20 protein-coding genes are annotated in these 22,791 nt (G+C 72.8%); 10 read left to right on the top strand and 10 right to left on the bottom strand.

The features are described from left to right. Positions 1-142: 142 nt before the first annotated feature. The 6 genes from AMK13_RS16310 to AMK13_RS16290 form a co-directional block, all read right to left on the bottom strand. Complete coding sequence (locus tag AMK13_RS16310) at positions 143-1,414, bottom strand: MFS transporter (protein ID WP_074002816.1); 1,272 nt, start codon at positions 1,412-1,414, stop codon at positions 143-145. Beyond that, positions 1,407-2,606: a cytochrome P450 family protein gene (locus tag AMK13_RS16305; RefSeq protein ID WP_074002815.1), complete on the bottom strand. Its 1,200-nt coding sequence runs from the start codon at positions 2,604-2,606 to the stop codon at positions 1,407-1,409. Before AMK13_RS16305 ends, AMK13_RS16310 begins: the two co-directional genes overlap by 8 nt. Before the next feature lie 47 nt (positions 2,607-2,653). Beyond that, a complete protein-coding gene (locus tag AMK13_RS16300; protein ID WP_198959363.1) occupies positions 2,654-3,370 on the bottom strand; it encodes a DUF5825 family protein in 717 nt (238 codons plus the stop codon). Continuing rightward, entirely contained in the window at positions 3,351-5,252 is a 1,902-nt protein-coding gene (locus AMK13_RS16295) for a RiPP maturation radical SAM C-methyltransferase (protein ID WP_074002956.1), read from the bottom strand. Before AMK13_RS16295 ends, AMK13_RS16300 begins: the two co-directional genes overlap by 20 nt. A 92-nt stretch (positions 5,253-5,344) precedes the next feature. Beyond that, entirely contained in the window at positions 5,345-5,503 is a 159-nt protein-coding gene (locus AMK13_RS44075) for a hypothetical protein (protein WP_181970410.1), read from the bottom strand. Then, positions 5,500-7,446, bottom strand: coding sequence for an alpha/beta hydrolase family protein (locus AMK13_RS16290; protein WP_074002814.1), 1,947 nt, complete (start codon positions 7,444-7,446; stop codon positions 5,500-5,502). Before AMK13_RS16290 ends, AMK13_RS44075 begins: the two co-directional genes overlap by 4 nt. Before the next feature lie 352 nt (positions 7,447-7,798). On the opposite strand from AMK13_RS16290, the gene AMK13_RS16285 reads away from it, so the two are divergent. After that, positions 7,799-8,863, top strand: coding sequence for a polyprenyl synthetase family protein (locus AMK13_RS16285; RefSeq protein WP_074002955.1), 1,065 nt, complete (start codon positions 7,799-7,801; stop codon positions 8,861-8,863). 73 nt (positions 8,864-8,936) lie between these two features. Here AMK13_RS16285 and AMK13_RS16280 read toward each other — a convergent pair whose 3' ends face one another. Continuing rightward, positions 8,937-9,932, bottom strand: a complete 996-nt coding sequence (locus AMK13_RS16280; RefSeq protein WP_074002813.1) for a helix-turn-helix domain-containing protein — start codon at positions 9,930-9,932, stop codon at positions 8,937-8,939. 162 nt (positions 9,933-10,094) lie between these two features. Between AMK13_RS16280 and AMK13_RS16275 the strand changes: the two genes are divergently transcribed. From AMK13_RS16275 to AMK13_RS16260, 5 genes are all read left to right on the top strand, one after another. Beyond that, complete coding sequence (locus tag AMK13_RS16275; protein ID WP_074002812.1) at positions 10,095-10,448, top strand: hypothetical protein; 354 nt, start codon at positions 10,095-10,097, stop codon at positions 10,446-10,448. A 149-nt stretch (positions 10,449-10,597) separates the two neighbouring features. After that, positions 10,598-10,756, top strand: coding sequence for a hypothetical protein (locus AMK13_RS43500; protein ID WP_158077707.1), 159 nt, complete (start codon positions 10,598-10,600; stop codon positions 10,754-10,756). Positions 10,757-10,951: 195 nt separating this feature from the next. Continuing rightward, complete coding sequence (locus tag AMK13_RS16270) at positions 10,952-12,289, top strand: FG-GAP-like repeat-containing protein (protein ID WP_074002811.1); 1,338 nt, start codon at positions 10,952-10,954, stop codon at positions 12,287-12,289. Between the two features lie 94 nt (positions 12,290-12,383). Next, positions 12,384-13,541, top strand: coding sequence for an FG-GAP-like repeat-containing protein (locus tag AMK13_RS45905; protein ID WP_074002810.1), 1,158 nt, complete (start codon positions 12,384-12,386; stop codon positions 13,539-13,541). Positions 13,542-13,570: 29 nt separating this feature from the next. Then, positions 13,571-15,100, top strand: coding sequence for an FG-GAP-like repeat-containing protein (locus tag AMK13_RS16260; RefSeq protein ID WP_198959362.1), 1,530 nt, complete (start codon positions 13,571-13,573; stop codon positions 15,098-15,100). Positions 15,101-15,219: 119 nt separating this feature from the next. Here AMK13_RS16260 and AMK13_RS16255 read toward each other — a convergent pair whose 3' ends face one another. Next, complete coding sequence (locus tag AMK13_RS16255) at positions 15,220-16,770, bottom strand: FAD-dependent monooxygenase (protein ID WP_074002953.1); 1,551 nt, start codon at positions 16,768-16,770, stop codon at positions 15,220-15,222. Between the two features lie 58 nt (positions 16,771-16,828). Between AMK13_RS16255 and AMK13_RS16250 the strand changes: the two genes are divergently transcribed. Together AMK13_RS16250 and AMK13_RS16245 are read left to right on the top strand one after the other, a co-directional pair. After that, the gene (locus AMK13_RS16250) at positions 16,829-17,470 is read left to right on the top strand and encodes a TetR/AcrR family transcriptional regulator C-terminal domain-containing protein (protein WP_049651708.1); all 642 of its coding nucleotides are present in this window, start codon (positions 16,829-16,831) and stop codon (positions 17,468-17,470) included. A 221-nt stretch (positions 17,471-17,691) separates the two neighbouring features. After that, positions 17,692-18,747 (top strand): beta family protein, encoded by a 1,056-nt coding sequence (locus AMK13_RS16245; protein WP_049651707.1) that lies wholly within the window; start codon positions 17,692-17,694, stop codon positions 18,745-18,747. Positions 18,748-18,850: 103 nt separating this feature from the next. Here the strand turns inward: AMK13_RS16245 and AMK13_RS16240 are convergent, their stop codons facing one another. Beyond that, entirely contained in the window at positions 18,851-19,810 is a 960-nt protein-coding gene (locus AMK13_RS16240; RefSeq protein WP_074002809.1) for an alpha/beta fold hydrolase, read from the bottom strand. A 115-nt stretch (positions 19,811-19,925) separates the two neighbouring features. Between AMK13_RS16240 and AMK13_RS16235 the strand changes: the two genes are divergently transcribed. After that, on the top strand, positions 19,926-20,906 hold the full coding sequence (locus AMK13_RS16235; protein ID WP_074002952.1) for a helix-turn-helix transcriptional regulator: 981 nt from the start codon (positions 19,926-19,928) through the stop codon (positions 20,904-20,906). A gap of 99 nt (positions 20,907-21,005) precedes the next feature. Here AMK13_RS16235 and AMK13_RS16230 read toward each other — a convergent pair whose 3' ends face one another. Next, on the bottom strand, positions 21,006-21,569 hold the full coding sequence (locus AMK13_RS16230; protein ID WP_074002808.1) for a YdeI/OmpD-associated family protein: 564 nt from the start codon (positions 21,567-21,569) through the stop codon (positions 21,006-21,008). 283 nt (positions 21,570-21,852) lie between these two features. Between AMK13_RS16230 and AMK13_RS16225 the strand changes: the two genes are divergently transcribed. Beyond that, positions 21,853-22,689, top strand: a complete 837-nt coding sequence (locus tag AMK13_RS16225; protein ID WP_074002807.1) for a hypothetical protein — start codon at positions 21,853-21,855, stop codon at positions 22,687-22,689. The last annotated feature ends 102 nt before the right edge of the window (positions 22,690-22,791 follow it).

The following is a 22,791-nucleotide window of genomic DNA, read 5'->3' as shown; positions in this document are numbered from 1 at the left end:
GGCGACCGACGACAACGCGGCGAGGTGCGTGCACCGGCGTCGCGCGCCCGGCGGGAATTGTCAGACACGCCCCCGGACCGGCCGGGTACGAATGGTTGCCGCTGCGGGCACCGCGTGTCGTCCGGGAGCGGCGTCGGGAGTCCTACAGCTCGCGCATCTCGCGCCTGGTCAGCGCGTATCCGAAGGCGCCGATCAGGCACAGCCCGGTGGTCGCGAACACCCACCGGCTGCCGAAGGCGTCCACCGCCGCGCCGGCCGCGATCACCGAGACCGGGAAGACCCCCAGCGCGCAGAAGGTGACGGCCGCCATGACCCGGGCCAGCATCGCGGGCGGGGTGCTCTTCTGCACGCCGGTGACGACCAGGACGTTGGTCACCGTGCTGGCGCCGCCCGCCACGCAGAGCAGCAGGACGGCGCCGACGAGGCCGGTGAACGGCACCAGGCCGATCGCCGCGCCCATCACCAGGCCGGAGAGCATCGCCGTGCGGCCGCGGGAGCGCACCTCGGTGAGGCCGGCCGCGAACAGGCCGCCGACCAGCGCGCCGCCGGTGAACGCGGCGAGCAGCAGGCCCAGCCCGGCGGCGCCGGCGGAGAAGCCGTGGGTGGCCAGGGCCGGCAGGGCGACCCGGGTGGCGCCGCCCACCGTCAGGTTCGCGATCGCCGTCACCGTCAGCACCGCGCGCAGCAGCGGCGATTCCCGCAGCAGGGTGCGGAAGTTCCTTGGTACGGAGGCGCGTTCGGAGATCGGGCGGGCCGGTGCGACGAGGCCGCCGCGACCGATCAGCAGCAGCGTCGCCGTCGACACGGCGAAGGTCGCCGCGTCCACGCCCAGGGCGGTGGCCGGGTTCAGCCAGGCGACCAGCGGGCCGGCCACCGCCGGGCCGAGCAGGCCGGCGCCGAAGGTGACCGTGCTGTTCAGGGCGTTGCCCGCGTGCAGGTCCTCGGCGGGCAGCAGGGCCGGGGTGATCGCCCAGGCGGCCGGCAGGAAGACCCCCGCCCCGAGGCCGACCAGCAGGGCGAGTCCGCCGATCAGCCAGAACGCGGCCGCCCCGCCGGCGGCGACCGCGCAGAGCCCGGCGGTGGCGAGCAGCCGGCCGAGGTCGGCGGTCAGCATCACCCGCCGGGCGCCGAACCGGTCGGCGAGGATCCCGCCGAGCGGGGTGGCGGCCAGCCGTCCCGCGCCGTAGGCGGCGACCACCAGGCTCAACTGGCGGGCGCCGCCGCCGAGGGAGTAGACCAGCAGCGGCAGGGCGACCACCTGGAACGCGTTGCCGAACTCCGAGGTGGCCTGGCCGATCACCAGCAGCCGGAAGCCGCGCGAGCGCAGCGGGGCGACGCCGAACCGGGGGCGGAACCGCAGCAGGCCCGATGCGCCCGCTGTCTTCGCGCCGTCCGCCTTCGCGCCGCTAGCCATCGAGCGAGACCGGCAGCGACTCCAGGCCGCGCAGCATGATCGTGTTGCGCCAGGGCAGGGTCTCCTCCGCGGCGGCCAGCTCGATCCGCGCGAAGCGCTCCAGTAGGCCGGTCAACGCGACCTCGCTCTCCAGCCTGCCGAGGAAGGAGCCGAGGCACCGGTGCAGGCCCTGTCCGAAGGCCAGGTGGCCCGGATCGCCCCGGTCCAGGATCAGCCGGTCGGGATCGGTGAAGCGGGCCGGGTCCCGGTTGGCCGCGCCGAGCGAGAGCAGCACCAGCTCGTCCGCCGGGATCTCCACGTCGTCGACCATCACGTCGGCGTTGGTGAACCGCAGGGTGGCCATGCTCACCGGGGACTCGTAGCGCAGGAACTCGTCGATCGCGACGGGCATCGCCGCCGGGTCGGCGCGCAGCCGGGCGAGCTGGTCGGGGTGGTGGAGCAGGGCCAGGGTGGCGGTGCCGAGCAGGTTGACGGTGGTCTCGTGACCGCCGATCAGCAGCAGGAAGACCATCGAGAACACCTCCTGCTCGGTGAGTTCGCCCGCGTCGCGGGCCCGCACCAGGTCGGTCAGGACGTCCTCGCCCGGGGTGGCCCGTCGGGCCGTCATCAACTCCCGGAGGTAGTCGTTCATCTCGGCGGTGGCCTGGTCGAAGGTCATCTCGCCGCCCTGGGTGAGGATCGCCGTCGACCAGGTGCGGAAGGCGTGCATGTCCTCCGGGGGGAAGCCCAGCAGCTCGCAGATGACCATGATCGGCAGCGGGAAGGCGAAGTCCGCCACCAGGTCGGCGGTCTCCCGTCCGCGCAGCCCGTCCAGCAGGCCGTCGGCGATGCGCTCGACCATCGGCCGCATCAGGTCGACCCGTCGGCGGGTGAAGACGCCCTGGATCAGGCGGCGCAGCCGGGTGTGGTCCGGCGGGTCGCTGTTGAGCATGTGGACGACCTCGGAGCCGAGCGTCAGGCCGGAGCCCCGCCCGCTCGCGATGGCCTGGCTGCGGCGGACGTCCTGCCCGAAGCGCGGGTCCATCAGCGCCGCCCGGACGTCCTGGTAGCGCGTCACCAGGTAGACCGGCAGGCCCTCGCCGAACTCCACGACGGAGACCGCGCCGGCCTCGCGGATCCGGGCGAGGGTGGGGTAGGGGTCGCGGATGAAGGCGGACATCCGCCCGGCGGCGTCGTCGACCGCGGTGGTCATGGATCTCTCCTCGGGCTCGGAACTCTCGCGGTTACGCGGTTGCGCGGCTACACCGTCAGCGACGGGAAGGGCCAGCGGCGCACCCGCATCGGCAGGAACCAGGCGCGGCCGGCCTGTTCGGCGATCAGACCGGCTTCGGCGAAGTCCCGGTGGACGGCCTCCGGCAGCCGGCCGACCTCGACGCCCTCGGCCAGCGCGTCCACCTGCGCCAGGTGGGCCGGTTCGTCGATGGTGAACAGCTCCAGCGTCCCGAACCGGCGGTCGCGCACCTCGACGAAGCCGGGGCCGCGCCGGAAGACGCACTTGCTCGGGTAGTACGTGGCGCGCCAGTCGGCGACGACCTCCTCCGGCCCGCCGGTCAACCGCTCCGGCGGGTACAGGTGGTGGAACCGGCGCCGCGCGGCGCAGCCGTCCGTGCAGACCGCCTGCCAGAGCACGGCCAGCCCCTGCCCGGTCGCCTCGCGCAGCAGCATCAGCGCCCGTGCGGAGGCCGCGGGCGCGTCCGCGCAGAGCCGCACCGGCTCGGTCAGCCGCAGGCAGCGGACCCCGGCGCGGTGCAGTTCGGTGACCTCCTCCTGCGCCGGGCCGGACAGGGTGCGGCGGCCGAGGGCGAAGCCCGGCAGCTCCCGGGCGGCGGGGTCGTAGTCGAGCCAGAGCTCGACCTCCGGGCCGGCCGCGCGCCAGGCGGCGTCGGTTGTTCCAGCACCGGTCCTTGCGGCGTCCGTCCTTCCGGCATCGTTCCGTTCAGCCGATCGCGACGGCATCGGGCACCTCCTCGGTGCGGGGGAGGGCGGTGGCGGGGCCGTGCCGGTGCCGCATCCGCATCAGCACCTGGTTGTCGGACTCGACGGCGACCTGGAGGTAGCCGGCCCCGTCGTGGAACAGCAGGCCCAGCGCGGTGAAACGCTCCAGCACCGGTTCGACCGCCGCCGCCCCGCCGGGGACCTTGGCGGCCAGCGCGGCGGCCGAGCGGGGCTGGACCAGCAGCCGGAAGACGGCGAGCTCCACCGGATCGGTCAGCTCGACCACCCGCCAGTCGTACCCGGGACGGGTGTTGACGAGCACGACCCGTCCGCCCGCGTCCCGGTAGCTGAGCCGGCTGTCGGGGAACCGCGCGAGCCAGGTGTCCACCGCCGCGCCCAGCCGTTCCGCGAGCCCGCCGCCGATCCCGCGCGGCGGTGCGGTGAACACGTAGGCCAGTTCGTTGAGTTCACTCTCCGGCAGGAGGTACGTCGCGCGGTACTGGAAGGCCGGCCGGGTGATCGCGAAGCCCAGTTCGGGGCGGTCGAAGTACGGGCTGAACCGCTCGATCGCGATCCGCCCCGCCCCGGTCGGCGGGTCCAGGTGGTGCAGGACGGGCAGTTGGCTGATCACCGACTCGTAGTCCTCCGGCTGTTCGCCGGGGAAGCCGTAGAGGTAGTTCCAGGTCACCGAGACCCCGGCGCTCTGCGCGTCCCGCAGCGCGCGGACGTTCTGGCAGCCCGTCACCCCCTTGTCCATGATCCGCAGGACCCGGGTGCTCAGGTTCTCGATGCCGGGCTGCACCTGGGCCGCGCCCGAGTCGCCGAGCAGCTGGAACTGGTGGCGGCGCAGGTTGGCCTTGATCTCGAAGTGCAGCCGCAGGTCGACCGGGAGTTCGGCCAGCGACTTCAGGACGGTGTCGAAGTAGCCCATGTCCAGGATGTTGTCGACCACGTAGACGTCCAGCAGCTGGTGGCGTTCGGCGAGCGCGAGCACCTCGGCGAGGAAGTCCGCCGGCGGCTTGGAGCGGAACTCCATCGAGGAGCCGTTGAGCCCGCAGAAGGTGCAGTGGTGCTTCTCGCCCCACCAGCAGCCCCGGGAGCCCTCGACGACCAGCTTGGGATCGACCCAGCCGGCCGCGACGGAGGCGTCGAGCCGCTCGAAGAAGCCGTCGTAGCGGGGCGCCAGGATCGCGGAGGGCGGCAGCGGGCGCCTCGTCATCGCGTTGGCCGTCGACGTCCCGGAGCCGTCGCGCCAGCACAGTCCGGGGATGGTGGAGAGGTCGCCGCCCGCCGGGAGGCCCGCCAGGAGCGCCGGGAAGGCGGCCTCGCCCTCGCCGCGAACCACGTAGTCCAGAAACGGGAAGTTGCGGTGCAGCGCGGCGCCCTGCGGGCCGTCGCAGTTCGCGCCGCCGAACACCGTGCGCACCTGCGGGCAGCGCTGCTTGAGCAGCCTCGCGGCGGCGAGGCTCGCGGTGTTCTGCTGGAAGGTGGTGGTGAAGCCGACCAGGTCCGGTGGGTCGGCGGCGAGTTCCTCGACCAGGCGGGCGATGAACGCGGGGGCGATCGCGCGGGTGGCCCTGGTCAGGGCGATCTCCTGCTCGCTCGCGCCGTTGGCGGCCAGGTACTCGAAGTAGCCGGTGCTGTCGTCGCCGCCGTCGTCGCCGTACAGCGCGCCGGCGAACGCCCAGTCGCCCGCGCCCTGGAAGTAGGACTTCTCGGAGAAGTACTGGTAGTCGTCCGCGCCGAAACCCGCGGTCTCGGCGGCCCAGTCCACGAAGTCCAGGTTGGCGTACCGGACGTCGACCTGGTGGCCGGCGCGTGCGGCGGTGGTGTGCAGGATCCCGAGCGCCAGCGACGGCACGTCGATCGCGCCCCAGGGCATGTGCAGAAGAACGATACGCATGGTGGCCAGTTCCGTCGGTCGCAGGCGGTCGGTCAGGGGTGTCGGCGGGGTGTCGCTCCGGGGCACCGCGGGCGCCCCGGAGCGACGGGGGGTCACTTCTTCGCTTCCGGCTTCGGCTTCGGCTGCCCCTTCAGGGCAGGCGCGACCGGCGCGGCCTTGGTGATGTCGAGCGCGAAGTTCTGGACCACCACGGCGCCCCGGTCACGCTCCGGGGTGCTGATCGGGTCGTTCTGGATGCTGCGTCGCTTCATGGCTGTTCACCTCCTTCCATCGACTCGGCGGGAACCCCGGGGCGGTCGCCCCGGGGTGGCCGGGGGAGCGGTGGCGGCCAGGCGTGTTCGGCGAACCGGACCATCGCGGCCAGCACCGATCGGTGGTCGGCGGTCCGGCGGCTGTAGTGGCCGCCGTCCACCCAGAGCAGCTCGTGCGGCACCGCCAGCCGCCGAAGGTCCGCGGCGTACCCGGCGACCTGGTCGGGCGGGCACCGCTCGTCGGTCCGCGAGGCGACCAGCAGGACGGGCGAGCGGACCTGGTGCACGTACGTCCGCGGGTCGGCGGCTCGGTAGCGTTCGGGCACCTCGTCCGGGGTGCCGCCGAAGAGCTGCCGGTCGAGCTCGCGCAGTGCGGGGGTGGTGGTGCGGTACGTGGCGGGGTAGTCCGCGATCGGCTGCGCGGCCATGCCGAGCGACCACAGCTCCGGCTGCGCGCCCATCGCCAGCAGGGCCAGGTAGCCGCCCCAGGAGAAGCCGCACAGGCCGGTGCGGTCCGCGAGCGCCGTACCGTCGGCGACCAGCTCCGCGCGGACGGCGGCCAGGTCCTCGATCTGCGCCAGCCCGACCCGGTGGCCGTACTCGTGCTGCCAGCGGGCGCCGTAGCCGGTGGAGCCGCGGTAGTTGGTGCGCACCACCGCGTAGCCGCGGTCGACCAGGGCGTTCACCCGCGGGTCGTAGGAGTCCCGGTCGTGGGTGGCGGGGCCGCCGTGGACCAGGAAGAGGGTCGGCCACGGGCCGGGGCCGACCGGGGTGCTGACGAAGCTGTGGATCCGCCCGTACGGCCGGGGCGTCCAGCGCCGGGTGCGGGAGGTGTCGCCGCCGTCCGGGTCGGGGTGGTCGGCCGTCGCCGTGCCGGGGCGCAGGACCAGCGGGCGGGGCGGGGTCGACTCCCGGCTCCAGACGCAGTGCAGGGTGCCGTCCGGGGCGCAGGACAGGTCGTGGATGGTGCCGCCGGGGGTGCTGATCTCCTGTACGCGCGGCTGTGCGTGCGACTGTACGCGCGACTGTGCGTGTGCCTGTACGTGCGTCTGTACGCGCGTCGCCTCCTGTCCCGTCGGCGGGTCGAGGTCGGCGAGGAGGAGCCGGCTCCGCCCGGCCCGCTCGTGCTGGATCAGCACCCCGCGCGGCCCCTGGTACCAGCCGGCCGAGATCTGCGAGTCGAAGGAGAGCCCCGGGTGTCTTCGCAGGCCCGTGCTCGCCCGCCAGGTCGCGACGGTGTACCGCTCGTCCTCCTCGGCCACCAGGAGCAGCTCCGGTTCGTGCACCGCGAGCGGGTTGAACTCGATCGGCCAGAGCCGCAGTCGGCGGTTCCCGGCGAGCCGCAGCGGACCGTCCACCGGGGTGTCGTGCTGGGCGTCTGGCCGGGTGTCCGTCGGCCAGAGGACCACCGAGTCGTCCCCGTCGGGGCGCCCGCCGAGGGCGAGCAGCCGGCCGTCCGGCGACAGGTCGGCCAGGCTCAGGTAGCCCGGCGCCGAACCGACCAGCCGGGCCTCGCCCGCGGGCGGTCCGACGTAGCAGTGCGAGGCGCCGTCGACGCCGACGGCCACCGCCGCGAGCGCGCCCGTCCGGTCGAAGGCGACGCCGTAGGCCCGCCCGGGCGGCACGCCGTGCAGCGCCGCGCCGCCCGCGCTGCCCGTGCCGTCCGTTCCGCCCGCGCTGCCCGTGCCGTCCGTTCCGCCCTCGAACGGCTCGCGCCACCACCGCCCCTCACCGGCGCTGTCGGCGTCGAACCACCAGATGGCCTCGCCGTCCGGTTCGATCTCGCTGAGGTGGACGCCTCCCGGTCGGTCGGTGACCACCCTGCGCTGCCCCGTCCCCAGATCCCAGGCGACCGCCTGCCAGCGCTCCTCGACGAGCCGGGTCTCGACCGCGCGGTCGGCCGCGAGCGCGGCGAAGCCGGGGGACTGGAACGCCTGCGTCATGGACCCGGCCCTTCCGGCTCGACGGCTCGATGGTGGGAACAGGCTGCGCTGAACGTCCCGGGGCTGGTGCGCCGGTGTGAAGGTCCGGTGAACCAGCGTGAAGAAAGGGTCACTTGCGGAAGATTGCGGCCACTCTAGGGAGACGCCGTGGCGGCGACCAGACCTTTCGCACAGTTGGCCGAAAGACGGCTGAAGTGACCGCCGGAAGGCGGTGATGCGGATGCGCCGGCAAGGCGCGGAGGCCACTGGCAACGGCCGTCCGCCCACGGGCCCGCCCCGACCCCGACTCCGACCCCGGCCGCGCGGCTGCGCCCGTACGGATGCGAGGCTGGGCCCCGTGAACGAGACGATCATGGCAGCCGCCCGCGAACGAGCCGCCGGACACCGGCGCCGGTTCGACCTCCGCTTCGAGGCCTACTTCGCCGCCCTGCCGGAGCGCCTCGACACGCCGCCGCTCAGCCGCTTCACCCCGCGCTGCCTGGAGCTGCTGCGGGACCTCTCACTGCGCGGCGGCAAGCGCCTGCGGGTCGCCCTGCTGTACGAGGCCGCCCGACTGGTGACCACCGACCCGGTGCCCGGCCTGGCGGAGGCCGCGCTGAGCATCGAACTGCTCCAGACGCACGGGCTCGTCCACGACGACATCATCGACGACGCGCCCGTACGCCGCGGCGGCCCCTCCACCTACTACGCCTACCGCCGGGAGTTCCCGGAGGCGGACCGCACCGCCCTCGGCCTGGCCGTCCTGGCCGGTGACCTCGCCGCCTTCCTGTCGATGCGGGTCCTGCTGGAGGCGGACGTCCCCGCCGAGCTGCGCCAGGCGATGCTGGAGGTGCAGCTGAACGCGGGCGCCGAGACCGTCACCGGCCAGATCGTCGACCTCGAACGCGATTTCCGGTCGCTCCCGGACGAGGAGTTCCTGCACACCGTCTGCGAGTACAAGTCCACCCGGTACTCGGTGCTCGCCCCGCTGCGGCTGGGGCTGCTGGCCGCCGGCGAGGACGTGGCCGCCCACGACGCACGGCTGCGCCGCTACGCGACCCTGGTCGGCATCGGCGGCCAGCTGCGCGACGACTACCTCGACCTGTTCGGCGACGAGGACACCACCGGCAAGTCCACCGGCGCCGACCTCCGCGCGGGACGCCGCAGCTACGCCGTGAGCGCCCTGCTCGCCGCCGCGGACAAGGCCCAGCGGGCCGTGGTGGAGTCCGCGCTCGGCGACCCGCAGTGCCCGGACGACACGGTCGAGCGGGTTCGCGAGCTGGCCCGGCGGCTGGGCGTGGACGGCAGGCTCCGCTCCGACATGCGCCGCTGCGCCGAGGCGGCCCGCGCCGAGGCCGAGGGCTGGCGCCCGCACTGGCGGGAGGAGGCGGTGGCCTTCTTCGCGGGCCTGCCGCTGTCGAACGTGGTGCCGGACTGACCGGACTGACCGGACTGACCGGACTGACCGCGCTGACCGGGCGGGTGCGGGCCCGCGTCCGAGGGAACGCCGCTCAGACGCGGGCCGGGAGCCAGCCGTGCTGGACTGCGCGCACACCGGCCTCGAACCGGCTGCGGGCGCCGAGCCGTTCCATCAGTTCGGTGGCGATCCGCCGCGCCGTCCGGGGCGAGACGCCCAGCCGCTTGGCGATCGCCTCGTCGGTGTGCCCCTCGGAGAGCAGCCGCAGGGCGGCCGACTCCTGGCCGCTGAGGCCCCGGGAGTCGCGGACGGCGGGGCCCACCAGGGGCCGCGCGGCGTCCCAGACGTTCTCGAACAGGGCACACAGGGCCGTCAGCGTGCCGTGGCCGGTCAGCACCACGGCCGCCGCCGCCGTGTCGTCGCTGTTCACCGGGATGACGGCGGTGGCGCGGTCGACCACGATCATCCGCGTCGGCAGCGACGGCACGACCCGCACCTGTCCGCCCCGCGCGGCGAGCCACGCGGTGTAGGCGACGGTCGGAGCGCTGTTGCCCGCGCTCTCCAGGTAGACGGTACGGATCTTCACGCCGCGCCCGAGCAGCTCCTCGTCGAGCGGACGGGCCGCCTCGATGCTCTCCGGCGTGTGGGCGCCGTCGGGGGCGAAGGTCATCACCTCGTCCCTCACCTCGCGGGTGAGGGACGCCAGCCGGTCACGGATCGAGTCCAGGCCGACCAGGTGCTCGACCCCGGCGTGCGCGGTGGCCGGACGGAGGTCCGAGAAGTCGGCGATGAGCTGCGCCGCCGCGACCCGGGAGGCCTCGATCCGCTGCTGCTGGACCGCCAGTTCGGCCTGTTGGCGGGCCATCAGGATCTCCATGCCGACGTCCGGCGAGACCGCGCGCAGCGCTCCGTCCCGCTCGTGCGAGGGCCGGACCAGGGCGAGCTCGCTGAGGGTGTCCAGCGCCGAGCGCACCTGCGCCTCGGTCAGTCCGACCGCTGCGCAGAGCCCCAGCACACCGTCCTGGGGACGGGCCAGCATGGCCCTGTACACGGCTTCCGAAGCGGTGTCCAAGCCCAGAACAGCCAGCATTTCCTACCCCCCGGTAGCGGTCCTGTGAACGATGCGCGCATGATCATCGCACGAAGATCCGCAGCTGGACCAGGGTTATCCCGTGGACCGTTCCGGCCACGGCCCGAAGCGTCCCGGGCGACCCCCTGTGCTCCGTCCGCGCGGCCTGGGAACGTCGGAGGCATGTACCTGATCCACGTTCAGCTGCTCGCCCCGGACGGGGCACCCCTGCCCGACGGCGTCGCCGACCTCGTCCGGTCCGTGGCGACCCCCGCGGACCGGCTGGAGCACGTCGCCGTCCATCCGCACGCCGTCCCCGACCCGGTGCTCGGCCTCTACCTCCTCGCCGACGGCCTCGCCGACGCCGAGTCCCGGGCCGCCGGGCTCTGCGAGCGGGCCGTGGCGTCCGCCGCACCGCTGCACGGCTGGTCCGTGGCCCGGGCCGGCGCCCCGCTCGTCTCCCCGTTCTACGAACTGGAACTGTCCCGATCCGGCCCCGCTGGACGGAACCGGCAGGGGACGTTTCCGTCCACCTGACATCCCTTCCGCCAGCCCCGGGCCCACGGCCAAGGTAGTGATCGCCGGCCGGGAGCACCGACCGGCAAGGCCACCAGGACGAAGCGTCACCGCGGGACGCACGGTCCGGCCGCCCCCCACTCGCCCCACCTCCGTGGAAGGACCCCACCATGCTGCGCACCTGTCTCGCCAAGGCCGCCGCGGTCGTCACCCTCGCCGTCGCCGCCGCCCTGCCCGCCGTCGCCCTGTCCGTCGCCGGGCACACCACCGCCTCCGTCTCCCGCGTCGAGGCCGCCGACGTGCACGACGAGAACATGATCTGGCAGTAGCCGGCACCGCCGCGGGCGCCCCCGACCGCTGCTCCTGCAGGGCAGCCGTCCCGCCCCGCGCCCACTGAACACCGGTCCCGGTCTCCGGCGGGCCGGCACGGTCTCCGTGCCCGTCGCCACCGCCCGACCCGCGGACCGCCCCTCACCGTCGCACCACGCCTGTCCCCGCCATGCCCGAAACAGGAGAAACCCACCATGCGCAAGCGTTCCCTCCGCACGCTGGTCACCGCGGCCTTCGCCACCGCCGCGGTCACACCCGTCCTCATGCTGACGGGAGCCCAGATCGCCGTCGCCAGCGTCGGGTCGAACATCGTCGGCACCGCCGAGGCCAACCTGGGCCACGGCGCCTGCGACACCAACAGCGCCGGCGGCAGCGGCTACTACACCAGCTGCGGCGAGTCCTGGTGCGCCGACTTCGCCCGCTGGGTCTGGGCGCAGAACGGCGTCAACGTCTCGGGGCTGACCTCCGGGGCCGGCAGCTTCGGACAGTACGGCTCCGGTCTGCACTCGACTCCCCGCGTCGGTGACGCCGCCGTCTTCAACTACAACGGCTCCGACTACGCGGAGCACGTCTCGCTGGTCGTCTCGGTCAACTCCGACGGGTCCGTCGGCACCATCGGCGGCAACCAGGGCAACAGCCAGGTCACCCGCGGCACCATCACCGCCGGCGGGATGTACGGGTCGAAGCACGTCAGCGGCTACGTGTCGCCGATCGGCGGCCGGGGGTCCTCGGCCGGTACGGAGTCGGGTGGGGCGGGTCGGGTGCGCTGGGCGGACTTTGACGGTGACGGCCGCGCGGACTACGTCATCCTGAACGACAACGGTTCGGCGCGGGTGTTCCTGAACAAGGGCGGTGACGGGCACGGTGGTTGGAGTGACCTGGGGCAGGTCACGACGGGGATGACCAGCGACCGCAGTCGGGTGCGGTTCGCGGACTACGACGGTGACGGTCGTGCGGACTACATCCTGATCAACGGTGACGGTTCGGTGCGGGTGTTCCTGAACAAGGGTGGTGACGGGCACGGTGGTTGGAGTGACCTGGGGCAGGTCGCGACGGGGCTCACCGCCAACCCGGCCCAGGTGACCTTCGCCGACTTCGACGGTGACGGTCGTACGGATTACGTCATCACCCAGCCGGACGGTGCGGTGGGTGTCTTCCGCAACACCGGTATCGGGAGCTGGAGCGACCTGGGCAAGGTGGCCGGCGGTGTCACCAGCGACACGTCGCGGATCAAGTGGGCGGACATCGACGGTGACGGGCGCGCGGACTACAACATCGTGAACCCGGACGGCAGCATCACCAGCTACGTGAACCACGGTGGTGACACCGGTGGCGGCTGGACCCTGCGTTCCAAGATCACCACCGGTCTGACCAGCAACCAGAACACCGTCGACCTCGCGGACATCAACGGTGACGGCCGTGCGGACTACCTCGTGACCACCGGTCCGACCACCGCGTTCCTCAACAACGGCGGAGACGACCGGAACAACCCCGGCTGGATCGACTACGGCCAGATCGCCGCCGGCGCCTGAACCGGTCCCACCCGAGGCGGGGCGCCGCGCGCCGGGTGCCCGCGGCGCCCCGCCACCCACCTGATCGATCGCCCTTAGTGAAGAGAGTGAATCCTTGAACCCGCGCCGTAGCATCCCGGTCTCCCTCGCCGTCCTCGCCGCAGCCTGCGGACTCGGCGCGGGCACCGCCAACGCCGCCTCGGTCAGCACCTGGGACAAGGTCGCCCAGTGCGAGAGCACCGGGAACTGGAGCATCAACACCGGCAACACCTACTACGGCGGGCTGCAGATCAGCCTGGCGAACTGGCAGCACTACGGGGGCACCGCGTACGCGGCCCGCCCCGACCTCGCCACCAAGCGGCAGCAGATCCTGATAGCCGAGAAGATCCTCGCCGACCAGGGCGCCGGTGCGTGGACCTGCGCGCCGGGCACGGGTCTCGCCACCGACCACGCCAACCCGTACCCCAGCGGGGCCGGTACGGAGTCGGGTTGGGCGGGTCGGGTGCGCTGGGCGGACTTCGACGGTGACGGCCGCGCCGACTACGTCATCCTCAATGACAACGGTTCGGCGCGGGTGTTCCTGAACAAGGGTGGTGACGGCCACGGTGGTTGGAGCGACCTGGGGCAGGTCACGACGGGGATGACGAGCGACCGTAGCCGGGTGCGGTTCGCGGACTACGACGGCGACGGCCGTGCGGACTACATCCTGATCAACGGTGACGGGTCCGTCCGGGTCTTCCTGAACAAGGGCGGTGACGGCCACGGTGGTTGGAGCGACCTGGGGCAGGTCGCGACGGGGCTCACCGCCAACCCCGCCCAGGTGACCTTCGCCGACTTCGACGGTGACGGCCGCACCGACTACGTCATCACCCAGCCGGACGGTGCGGTGGGTGTCTTCCGCAACACCGGTATCGGGAGCTGGAGCGACCTGGGCAAGGTCGCCGGCGGTGTCACGGCAGACACCTCGCGGATCAAGTGGGCGGACATCGACGGTGACGGGCGTGCCGACTACAACATCGTGAACCCGGACGGCTCCATCACCAGCTACGTGAACCACGGTGGTGACACCGGTGGCGGCTGGACCCTGCGTCCCAAGATCACCACCGGTCTGACCAGCAACCAGAACACCGTCGACCTCGCCGACATCAACGGTGACGGCCGGGCCGACTACCTCGTGACCACCGGTCCGACCACCGCCTTCGTCAACAATGGCGGAGACGACCGGAACAACCCCGGCTGGATCGACTACGGCCAGATCGCCGCCGGCGCCTGAACCGCGACCGGAAACAGGGAAGGAACCCCGTGAAGCGCACCACCACACTCGCCATGGCCGCGGTGACCGCAGTGGCCGCACTCGCCGCCGTGGCCCCCACGGCGTCCGCCGCCGCACCGACGCCCGCCCCGGTCCTGCGGGTGATGCCGCTCGGCGACTCGATCACCGCCGGGTACCGGAGCACCACCGACGCCGGGTACCGCGGACCGCTCGCCGACCTGGTGGCCCAGCAGAACCGCTACACCGTCGACCTGGTGGGCTCGCGCGGCAACGGCGCGGTGCTCGACCCGGACAACGAGGGCCACAGCGGGTCCATGGTCAACGACCTCCTCGCCGGAGTCGACGGATGGCTGGCCGCCGCCCAGCCGGACGTCGTCCTGCTCCACATCGGCATCAACGACCTGGATCGGGGCACCGACAAGGCGCACACCGCGGACCGGACGTCGGCGCTGATCGACCGGATCCTGGCCGACCGGCCGGGGGTGACCGTCCTCGTGATGGGCCTGATCCCGACCACGCCGAACCTGACCGCCCAGGTGGCCGACTACAACAGCGCCCTGAGCCAGGCCGTCCTCGCGAAGCAGGCCCAGGGCCGCAAGGTCCGCTACACCGCCGCACCCGCGCTGACCCCGGCCGAGATGGCCGACGGGCTGCACCCCGATGACCTGGGCTACCAGCGGCTGGCGCAGACCTTCGATCAGGCGCTGGACCGCGCTTTCACGGACGGCCTGGCCGCCCCGGCCCCGGTGCACCACGCCGGTACGGAGTCGGGCGGGGCGGGCCGGGTGCGCTGGGCCGACTTCGACGGCGACGGCCGCGCCGACTACATCGTCCTCAACGACGACGGCTCGGCCCGGGTCCTCCTCAACAAGGGCGGTGACGGCCACGGCGGCTGGAGCGACCTGGGGCAGGTCACGACCGGGATGACCAGCGACCGCAGCCGGGTCCGCTTCGCCGACTTCGACGGCGACGGCCGCGCGGACTACATCCTGATCAACGGTGACGGGTCCGTCCGGGTCTTCCTGAACAAGGGCGGTGACGGCCACGGCGGCTGGAACGACCTCGGCCAGGTCGCGAGCGGGCTCACCGCCGACCCCTCCCAGGTCACCTTCGCCGACTTCGACGGCGACGGCCGCGCCGACTACCTCATCACCCAGCCGGACGGCGCCGTGGGCGCCTTCCTCAACCGGGGCGGCGACGGCCACGGCGGCTGGATCGACGACGGAAAGGTCGCCGGCGGTCTCACCACCGACCGCGGCCGGGTCCGCTTCGCCGATCTCGACGGTGACGGGCGTGCCGACTACAACGTCATCAACCAGGACGGCTCCATCACCACCTTCCTGAACAAGGGCGGCGACGGCCACGGCGGCTGGACCGACTACGGCCGGACGGCGACCGGGCTCACCACCGACCAGGCCACGGTGGCGCTGGCCGACATCAACGGTGACGCCCATGCCGACTACCTCGTCACCACCGGCCCCACCACCGCCTTCCTCAACAACGGCGGTGACGGCCACGGCGGTTGGACCGACTACGGCCGGATCGCGGCGGGCGTCTGAGCCGGCGGGTCGTTGATCGACCCGCGTGGCGCGATGCGCGGGGCGGTGGTCTTCACGGTGGGGAACTCCGCGAAGACCACCGCCCCGCGCGTTCGCGCCCGTACGGCCGCGGTCGGCGGCTACCGGCGGGCGAGCGTCGCCGTGACCGCGTCGCGGGCGGCGTCGCGCGGGTCGGCCTCGGTGGAGAGCCAGGCGAGGTGGCCGTCGGGCCGGACGAGGGCGGCGGTGACGCCGGACCAGGCCGGGCGGTGGCCCGCTGGGCGGTCGCCGGCCGGCGGGGCGGTGTGGACGTCGAGGCCGGGCGTCACGTCGTGGGCCAGCGGCGCGAGCGGTGACGGGGCGTCGGGGGCGGTGGCGAGGTCGAGCAGGACGTAGCGGCCGCGGCGCAGCAGGGGCAGCAGCGTGCCGCCGCCGTGGACGGCGAGGTCGGGGGCGCGGGTGCCGGTGAGCGGGTGGGCGCCGGACGGGTCGGCGGGCGGGTAGGTGACGGCGAGCCCGGCGGAGCGCAGGGCCAGGGTGTCGGAGAACTCCGGTACGCGGGCGATGAGTTCGCCCAGCAGGTCGCGCATGGCGAGGTTCTCCGGGGTGTAGGTGGTCATCAGGCCGGTCTGCGCGCGGGTGCTGCGCAGCAGGTCGGCGCCGACCGGGTGGCGTTCGGCGTGGTAGCTGTCGAGCAGGCCGTCGGGGGCGGTGCCGGCGAGGGTCTGGGCGAGCTTCCAGCCGAGGTTGCCGGCGTCCTGGAGGCCGACGTTGAGGCCGGGGCCGCCGGCGGGGAAGTGGGTGTGGGCGGCGTCGCCGGCGAGCAGGACCCGGCCGTGGCGGTAGCGCTCGGCCTGGCGGGTGGCGTTGCCGAAGGTCGAGATCCAGCGCGGGTCGCGCATCCCGAAGTCGCCGCCGGTGATCCGTCGGACCCGGGTGCGGAGCTCCTCGACGGTGGGGGTCTCGGGCCGTTCCCGGACGCTCCGCGCGTCGTTGCCGACCACCCGGTGGAGGCCGTCGGGCAGCGGGAAGACCATGACGGTGCCGTGCTCGTTGGAGACGGAGTGCGCGGCCGGCGGCGCGTCGAGGACGACGTCGGCCATCCAGGCCCAGCGGGTGGCGGCGGTGCCGGGGAAGCCGATGCCGGCGGCGCTGCGCACGGTGCTGCGGCTGCCGTCGCAGCCGACCAGGTAGGCCGCGCGCAGCCGCCGGGGCCCGGCCGGGGTGTCGACGTCGACGGTCACCGCGTCCTCGTGCCGGGTCAGACCGGTCACCCGGTGCTCGCGCAGCAGGCGGACGCCGACGGCCTCGGCGTGGGCGGCGATGAGTTCCTCGGTGCGGGCCTGCGGCAGGGCGAGGGTGAACGGGTAGGGCGTGTCCAGCCGGGAGAAGTCCATCCGGTTGGTGAGCGAGGCGAAGTGTCCGCTGGGCACCCGCAGGCCTTCGGCGAGGAACGGCGCCACCAGCCCCCGGGCGGCGAACAGTTCGAGGCTGCGCGGGTGGACGGTGAGGGCGCGGGAGTGCGGGTCGGGCTCGGCCCGGGTCTCCAGCACGGTCACGTCCACGCCGTGGAGCCGCAGTTCGCAGGCGAGCCAGAGGCCGACCGGTCCGCCGCCGGCGATGACGACCTGGTGCGTGGTGTCCGGTGCGGGGGCGGGGGCGTGCGTGCTGGTGTGCGTGGCTTCGGACATGGCGAAGCCCCCTTTCTTGGTCACTGACCAATGATGGCTCCTCCAGTACACTTGGTCGGTGACCAAGAATCAACCCCGGGCCACCGCGCGGCCCCGGCTCGACCCGACCGCCGTGGTGAACGCCGCGCTCGAACTGCTCGACGAGAAGGGCGCCGACGCCGTGTCCCTGCGCGGCACGGCCGAACGCCTCGGCGTACGGATGAACACCGTGCTCTGGCACGCCAAGACCAAGGCCCGGCTGCTGGAGCTGATGGCCGAGGCGATCGTCGCCGAGGTCCGGTTCTCCGACCTGCCCGAGGCCCCGGCCGAGCGCGTGCGCGAACTGGCCCGCCGCTACCGCCGCAGCCTGCTCGCCCACCGCGACGGCGCGGCCGTCGTCGCGGGCACCTACGCCGCCGAGCCCGCGACCCTCGGCTTCGCCGACCACGTCGTGGCGGCCCTGCTCAGCACCGGACTCGACGAACGCCGGGCCGCCTGGACGTTCTGGAGCATCCAGTACCTGACGCTCGGCCTGACGCAGGAGGAACAGGCCCTCCGCGCCTCCGACGAGGAGCACAGCCTCGGCCCCGCACTCGCCGACGGCGGCTACCCCGCGCTCGACCGGGTGGCCCGGCACATGGAGGACACCGCGTTCGACGAGCGCTTCGAGTTCGGCCTCGACCAGCTGCTGCGCCCCCTCCGGGAGGCCGAGGAGGGGTGACCCGGGCTCCGGGCGGCGGGGCCCGGACACGACGACCAGCAGGCCGTCCGGCTTTCGTCATGCGGCACGGACTCGACCCGGCGCTCCGGTGGACGCCGGTGGTGAACGCCCGCCCGCTGCGCCGGGTGCGCGCCCTGGTGCGACGGCGGCGGGCGTCGCACACTGGCGGGGCGACAGTAACCCCGGGTAACGCACGCGCCACCGTCAGCAGGGGGATGCCGATGGAGTACGTACCGATCCTGCGTGGCAAGGCGGGCGAGTTCATCGCCCTTCGCAACATCAGCGCCGACGTCCAGGCGCGCATCCGCCCGCTCCTCGAAGTCCACCCCGACCAGCGCCTGGCCGACGTCGTGCAGACCTTCGCCGACCACGCCGGGGACCACCTGCCCGGCAACCTCACCGTGACCGTCGACTGCGGGCAGCTCTGGCAGTACGGCGCCGTGGGGACCGGCTTCCGCGGCCACGCGATGCGCTGGCTCAGCGACGCCTTCCGCGAGTGGCTCCACACGCTCGTCCCCGCCTTCCGCACCACCGACCCGGACGGCTCCCTCGACGAGACCCGCCAGGCCCAGCTCGCCCACGGCGCCGGAGGGTGCCTGCGCGTCGACCTCAACCACCTGCCCCACGGCCCCCGGGAACTGACCGAGGACGTCCGCCGCACCCTCGACGCCGTCGTGCTCAAGCCGCCGGACACCGACCTGCTGCTCGACGCCGGCTACCTCCCCGACGCCGACACGGTCACCGGCCTCGTGCCACGGGCAACCGAGGTCCTGGCCTGGGCCCGCGCACTGCCCTGGCGGCGCATCGCGCTCGCCGGCGGCGCGTTCCCGCCGTCCCTGCGCCGCGTCACGCCCCACGTCCTCACCGCGCTGCGCCGCCACGACCTCGACCTCTGGGAGCGCGTCGCCCGACGGGCCGGAGGCCGACCGCCCGACTTCGGCGACCACGGCGTCACCCACCCCGAGCCGCCCGCTCCCGCCCGCGTGCGAGCCGCACCCGTCAACCTGCGCTACACCAGCGGGCGGCACTGGCACGTCGTGCGGGCCGTCGGCATGGCGGGGATCGACACGCTCCGGCTGTGCCGCGAACTCACCCGGGCCGAGGTCTGGTTCGGCGGTCGGACGAACGACGAACTGTCCTGGGGGGACGGTGAGATCCGCCTCCGGGCCGACGGCCTCGCGGCCGGTCCCGGCGGCCCCAGCCAGCGGCGCGCCTGGGAGACCTCCCACCACCTGGCCGCCGTCACCCGGTCCATCGCGGAGCGGGGACGGCCCTGACGGTGCCGCCCGCACGCGGGGCCGTGACGCCTACGGGTGACGCCTACTGGCCGACGTCAGGACGGCAAGGCAATTTGGACCGAGCAATGCACCCGCTCGGTGATCATTTGTCGGACAGGCTCCAGCCCTGCCGCTCCAGCCATTCCGAAATCACCTGGTTGGTTTCTTCCGGCATTTCCTCCTGGATCCAGTGACCGCAGTCCAGGCCGACCACTTCCACGTTGGGCACGAACTCTGCCAGTCTTTCGAACCTCGGGATCGAGAAGTCCTGGTCGCCGTAGATCATGAGGGCGGGCTGCTTGATGACCGGGTCCGCGTCCGCCAGCTGGTGCCAGTTGCGGTCGAGGTTCCTGTACCAGTTGATGCCGCCGGTGAATCCCGACGTCTCGAACGCGGCGACGTAGACGGCCAGGTCGCTGTCGCTCATGGCGGGCTCACCGAGTGCTGTTTCCGCCTTGGCGAGGTTGATGAACGCCATGCCCGGTTCTGGGGATGCGGGGGGCACGTTCTTCCGGTAGAGGTTGCGGAGGAACCGGGAGGTGTTGGCATCGAATGCGGCGTCCGCGACGCCCGGCTGCCGGTTGAAGTGGACGAAATAGAAGTCGCCGCCGAGGAAGGTCTCCATGACCTCGATCCACGGCGTTTCTCCGCGCTCCTGGTAAGGCAGGCTCAGGTTGATCAGCTTGTTCACCCGGTCGGGGTGCAACAGGGTCAGCCCCCAGACGACGAACGCACCCCAGTCATGGCCGATGAAGGTGGCGTCCTCGTAGCCGTAGTGGTCCAGGAGCGCGACGAGGTCACCCGTCAGGTGTTCGATGTCGTAGTCCGTCACCTCGGTCGGGCGGGATGAGTTGCCATAGCCCCGCTGGTTCGGTGCGATGACGTGGTAGCCGGTCGCTGCGAGGACGGGCATCAGGTGACGCCAGGAGAAGGCGTGCTCCGGCCAGCCGTGGCAGAGCACGATGGGCTTGCCCTTGTTCTCTCGGCCTGCCTCGAAGACTTCGAGCTCCACACCGTTGACCTGGACGAGGGTGGGCTCGGGAAATTCTGCTGGATTGAACACTGCATTTCCTCTCTGGGGCGTTCGCCGGCGGTCGACCTCCTCGATGAGGCCATGTCGCCATCGTGCTCCCCAAACCGGTCACCCCATGACCGGTTTCCATGAGACTTTTGTCAGCATGCGATCCGATCGGCTGGTGGCCGTACTCCTCCTGCTCCAACGGCGCGAGCAGGTGACAGCCGCAGAGGTCTCCCGAGAGCTGGACGTCTCCGAGCGCACCGCCCGCCGCGACCTCGACGCCCTGGCCATGGCCGGGGTGCCCGTGTACTCCGTACAGGGCCGAGGTGGCGGCTGGCGCCTCGTGGGCGGCGCTCGTACCGACCTGTCCGGGTTGACCGCCAGTGAGGCCCGCGCCCTGTTCCTGGCCGTCGGTCCGGCCTCGGATGCGACGCCGGCGATGAAGGCAGCCCTGCGCAAGCTCGTCCATGCCCTGCCGAAGCCCTTCCAGGTGCAGGCCGAGGCAGCGGCGGCGTCGCTGGTCGTGGACCCGCAGCGATGGGGGGCGAGCCGGATCGAGCACCGGCCGCCGCGCTTCCTCGACGAACTCCAGGACGCGGTGATCAGCGGCGTCCAGGTGTCGCTCGGCTACGTCGACAGCAAAGGCGTCGAAACCCGGAGAACCGTCCACCCGCTGGGCATCGTCGCCAAAGGTCCTGTGTGGTACCTCGTCTCCAACACCGGGACCGGCCGACGGGTCTTCCGGATCGACCGCGTGTCGTCCGCTGACCCGACCGGCGACCCTGTGCACCGACCCGGGGACTTCGACCTTGCCGAGAGCTGGAATGAGATCGCCGAAGAGGTCGATCGCAAACGAACGCCGCTGGAGGTCCAGGCGGTATGCACACCCGACGGGATAGGCATACTCCGGATGGCGCTCGGCGACCGGCTCGACGTGGGAGGTTCCACGGCCGATGGCCGCATCGAGGTCGTGATTCGCGGCCCCAACGAGTGCATCCTCGCCGGCGAGCTCTCCGGGCTGGTCGAATGGGTCGAGGTGACCGGCCCTCCGGGCGTGCGAGACCACCTGGCCTCGATCGGCAACGCCCTCGTCGAACGATACGGCCGGCCGCGCACCCGCGGAGATCTTCACCCGTCTTGAAGCGGACGAGGCAGGGCTTCGCGAACAGTTCCGTTCAACAGGGTGGGTTCGTCCGTTCCGGCAGTCGCCTGGTCACGAGTCGGCGGGCCTGCCGGGCCCTCAGGTTCCGGGGCGCCGGAACGGCTTGAGCCGCACCCCCTCCAGGCTGTCGGCGATCAGCTGGTCCAACCGCCGCTCCCGAGTCTCGTCCCGCTTGGCACTGATCACATGGTGGATCGCCGACTTGCGGTAGGACGGCGCCTGCCCGCTGAACCACTCCCACGCCCGCGGTTCCGCTTGGAAACGAGCCAGCTGCGCCGCCTCGAACTCCCAGACCGGCTTCTCCTCGCGGCCCCGGTCACGGGCTTCGAACACCGCGATGCCGGCCGGCCGCATGAGCCCCTGCGCGGTCAGCTCCTCGATCTTGCGGAGGTTGACCAGGCTCCAGTTGCCGCGCGGCCTGCGCGGGGTGAACCGGATCGTCCAGGAGAAGTCGTCGATCGGGCTCTGCCGGCCGTCGATCCAGCCGTAGCACAGGGCCTGGTCGACCGCCTCCGACCAGCTCAGGGTGGGCTTGCCCGTTCCCTTCTTCCACATGCCCACCCGGCATTCGGAGGCAGTCGCATGGTGCTCCTCCAGCCAGTCCCGGAACTCCTCAGGACTTGAGAAGAAGGTTGGTTCCATGCGCGGTGCTCCCGTCGGTCGACTCGTCGGTTCCATTGAACCTGTCGGGTGCGACAATCCGAGGCCTGGGCGAAGCTGCTGGAACACGTCCAGGTCGACGATGCGGTGGGCCGGGTGGAGTGGACGGTTGCCGTGGACTCCACGGTGCAGGGGTGCGGCCCGCGTGTTCAGGCCATTCCCGGGTGCGGGCGCCCGAACCCGTCGCCCCGGCGGGCAGGATGGCCGGCAGCCCGCGCCCCGCCCGGCCGGGCCTCGACGACCGATCGGAAGGCAGGAACCAGCGATGCCGAAGAGCCCACGGCGATTCACGGCGGCGGCCACCGTCTGCGCCGCACTCATCAGTGCGGTGGGCCTCCTCGCACCGACCGCGCAGGCGCAGGCGCGGACAGGGGCACCGGCGTCGGTGCTCGCCGCACCGGACGCGGAGACGGGCCTGCCGAGGGACACCGGAACTCCCCCGGGCACCGAGGGCCAGTCCACCACGGTCACCCGTCCCGACGGCACCCAGGCGCGGTTCGCGGTCTTCTCGACCGACTACGCCACCGGCCAGACCATCTGGTACCGGACGCAGTCCGCCCCCGGCGGCCCGTTCGGCGCCTGGAGCCAGGTCAACGGCATGAGCCTCAACTTCCAGAACCTGGTGCTCACCGCCGCCGCGGACGCCGACGGCGCCCTGGAGGTGTTCACCATCGGATACCAGTCGTCGGTCCTGGTACGGATCCACCAGGCCGGCCCGGACGGTCCGTGGTCGGCGCCCGAGCCCTTCGGCCCCGCCGGGGCGGGCGTGCCGAGGTTCTTCGGGCCACCGGTGGCCTTCCAGCGGGCGGACGGCACGCTGGCCTTCTTCGAGGTCTACCAGGGCTCGGGCAGCCCGCGGTTGTACGTCAACGAGCAGAGCGCCCCCGGGGTCTGGGGCTCCTGGAACGACCTGGGATCCGGCCCGCTCCCGGCGGGGGTGGCCACTCCCTCCTCCGTCACGCAGTCGGCGGACGGGCGGCTAACGGTGCTCGCGCACATGTGGAACGCCACGTCGTGGACGGCCCAGATCTCCGAGCAGGCTCCGGGCGGCCCCTGGGGCCCCTGGCAGGACTGCCGGAACGGCGGCTGCGCCGCGGGCTGACCCCGGCACCCGCCACCCGTATCCGAGCGGCGCCCCGCACGTGAACCCCTCCTGGCCTCCCGGGCGTTGCGTGCGGGGCCCGCCGCGTCCCCGCTCCGAGGC

It is taken from the genome of Streptomyces sp. CB02056 (genome assembly GCF_001905545.1).
Taxonomy (GTDB): domain Bacteria; phylum Actinomycetota; class Actinomycetes; order Streptomycetales; family Streptomycetaceae; genus Kitasatospora.
Note: the sequence above shows the minus strand (reverse complement) of the source record. Positions and strands in the feature narration are given on the sequence as shown.

Bases quoted from the DNA above. Each gene is read 5' to 3' on its own strand.
- AMK13_RS43500 (WP_158077707.1), top strand. From the start codon at position 10,598: ATGCTGCGCACCTGTCTCGCCAAGGCCGCCGCGGTCGTCACCCTCGCC.
- AMK13_RS16290 (WP_074002814.1), bottom strand. From the start codon at position 7,446: ATGACGCAGGCGTTCCAGTCCCCCGGCTTCGCCGCGCTCGCGGCCGAC.
- AMK13_RS16275 (WP_074002812.1), top strand. From the start codon at position 10,095: ATGTACCTGATCCACGTTCAGCTGCTCGCCCCGGACGGGGCACCCCTG.
- AMK13_RS16255 (WP_074002953.1), bottom strand. From the start codon at position 16,770: ATGTCCGAAGCCACGCACACCAGCACGCACGCCCCCGCCCCCGCACCG.
- AMK13_RS16300 (WP_198959363.1), bottom strand. From the start codon at position 3,370: ATGCCGTCGCGATCGGCTGAACGGAACGATGCCGGAAGGACGGACGCC.
- AMK13_RS16230 (WP_074002808.1), bottom strand. From the start codon at position 21,569: ATGGAACCAACCTTCTTCTCAAGTCCTGAGGAGTTCCGGGACTGGCTG.
- AMK13_RS16225 (WP_074002807.1), top strand. From the start codon at position 21,853: ATGCCGAAGAGCCCACGGCGATTCACGGCGGCGGCCACCGTCTGCGCC.
- AMK13_RS16305 (WP_074002815.1), bottom strand. From the start codon at position 2,606: ATGACCACCGCGGTCGACGACGCCGCCGGGCGGATGTCCGCCTTCATC.
- AMK13_RS16285 (WP_074002955.1), top strand. From the start codon at position 7,799: ATGGCAGCCGCCCGCGAACGAGCCGCCGGACACCGGCGCCGGTTCGAC.
- AMK13_RS16280 (WP_074002813.1), bottom strand. From the start codon at position 9,932: ATGCTGGCTGTTCTGGGCTTGGACACCGCTTCGGAAGCCGTGTACAGG.
- AMK13_RS16270 (WP_074002811.1), top strand. From the start codon at position 10,952: ATGCGCAAGCGTTCCCTCCGCACGCTGGTCACCGCGGCCTTCGCCACC.
- AMK13_RS16295 (WP_074002956.1), bottom strand. From the start codon at position 5,252: ATGCGTATCGTTCTTCTGCACATGCCCTGGGGCGCGATCGACGTGCCG.
- AMK13_RS16235 (WP_074002952.1), top strand. From the start codon at position 19,926: ATGCGATCCGATCGGCTGGTGGCCGTACTCCTCCTGCTCCAACGGCGC.
- AMK13_RS16245 (WP_049651707.1), top strand. From the start codon at position 17,692: ATGGAGTACGTACCGATCCTGCGTGGCAAGGCGGGCGAGTTCATCGCC.
- AMK13_RS44075 (WP_181970410.1), bottom strand. From the start codon at position 5,503: ATGAAGCGACGCAGCATCCAGAACGACCCGATCAGCACCCCGGAGCGT.
- AMK13_RS16310 (WP_074002816.1), bottom strand. From the start codon at position 1,414: ATGGCTAGCGGCGCGAAGGCGGACGGCGCGAAGACAGCGGGCGCATCG.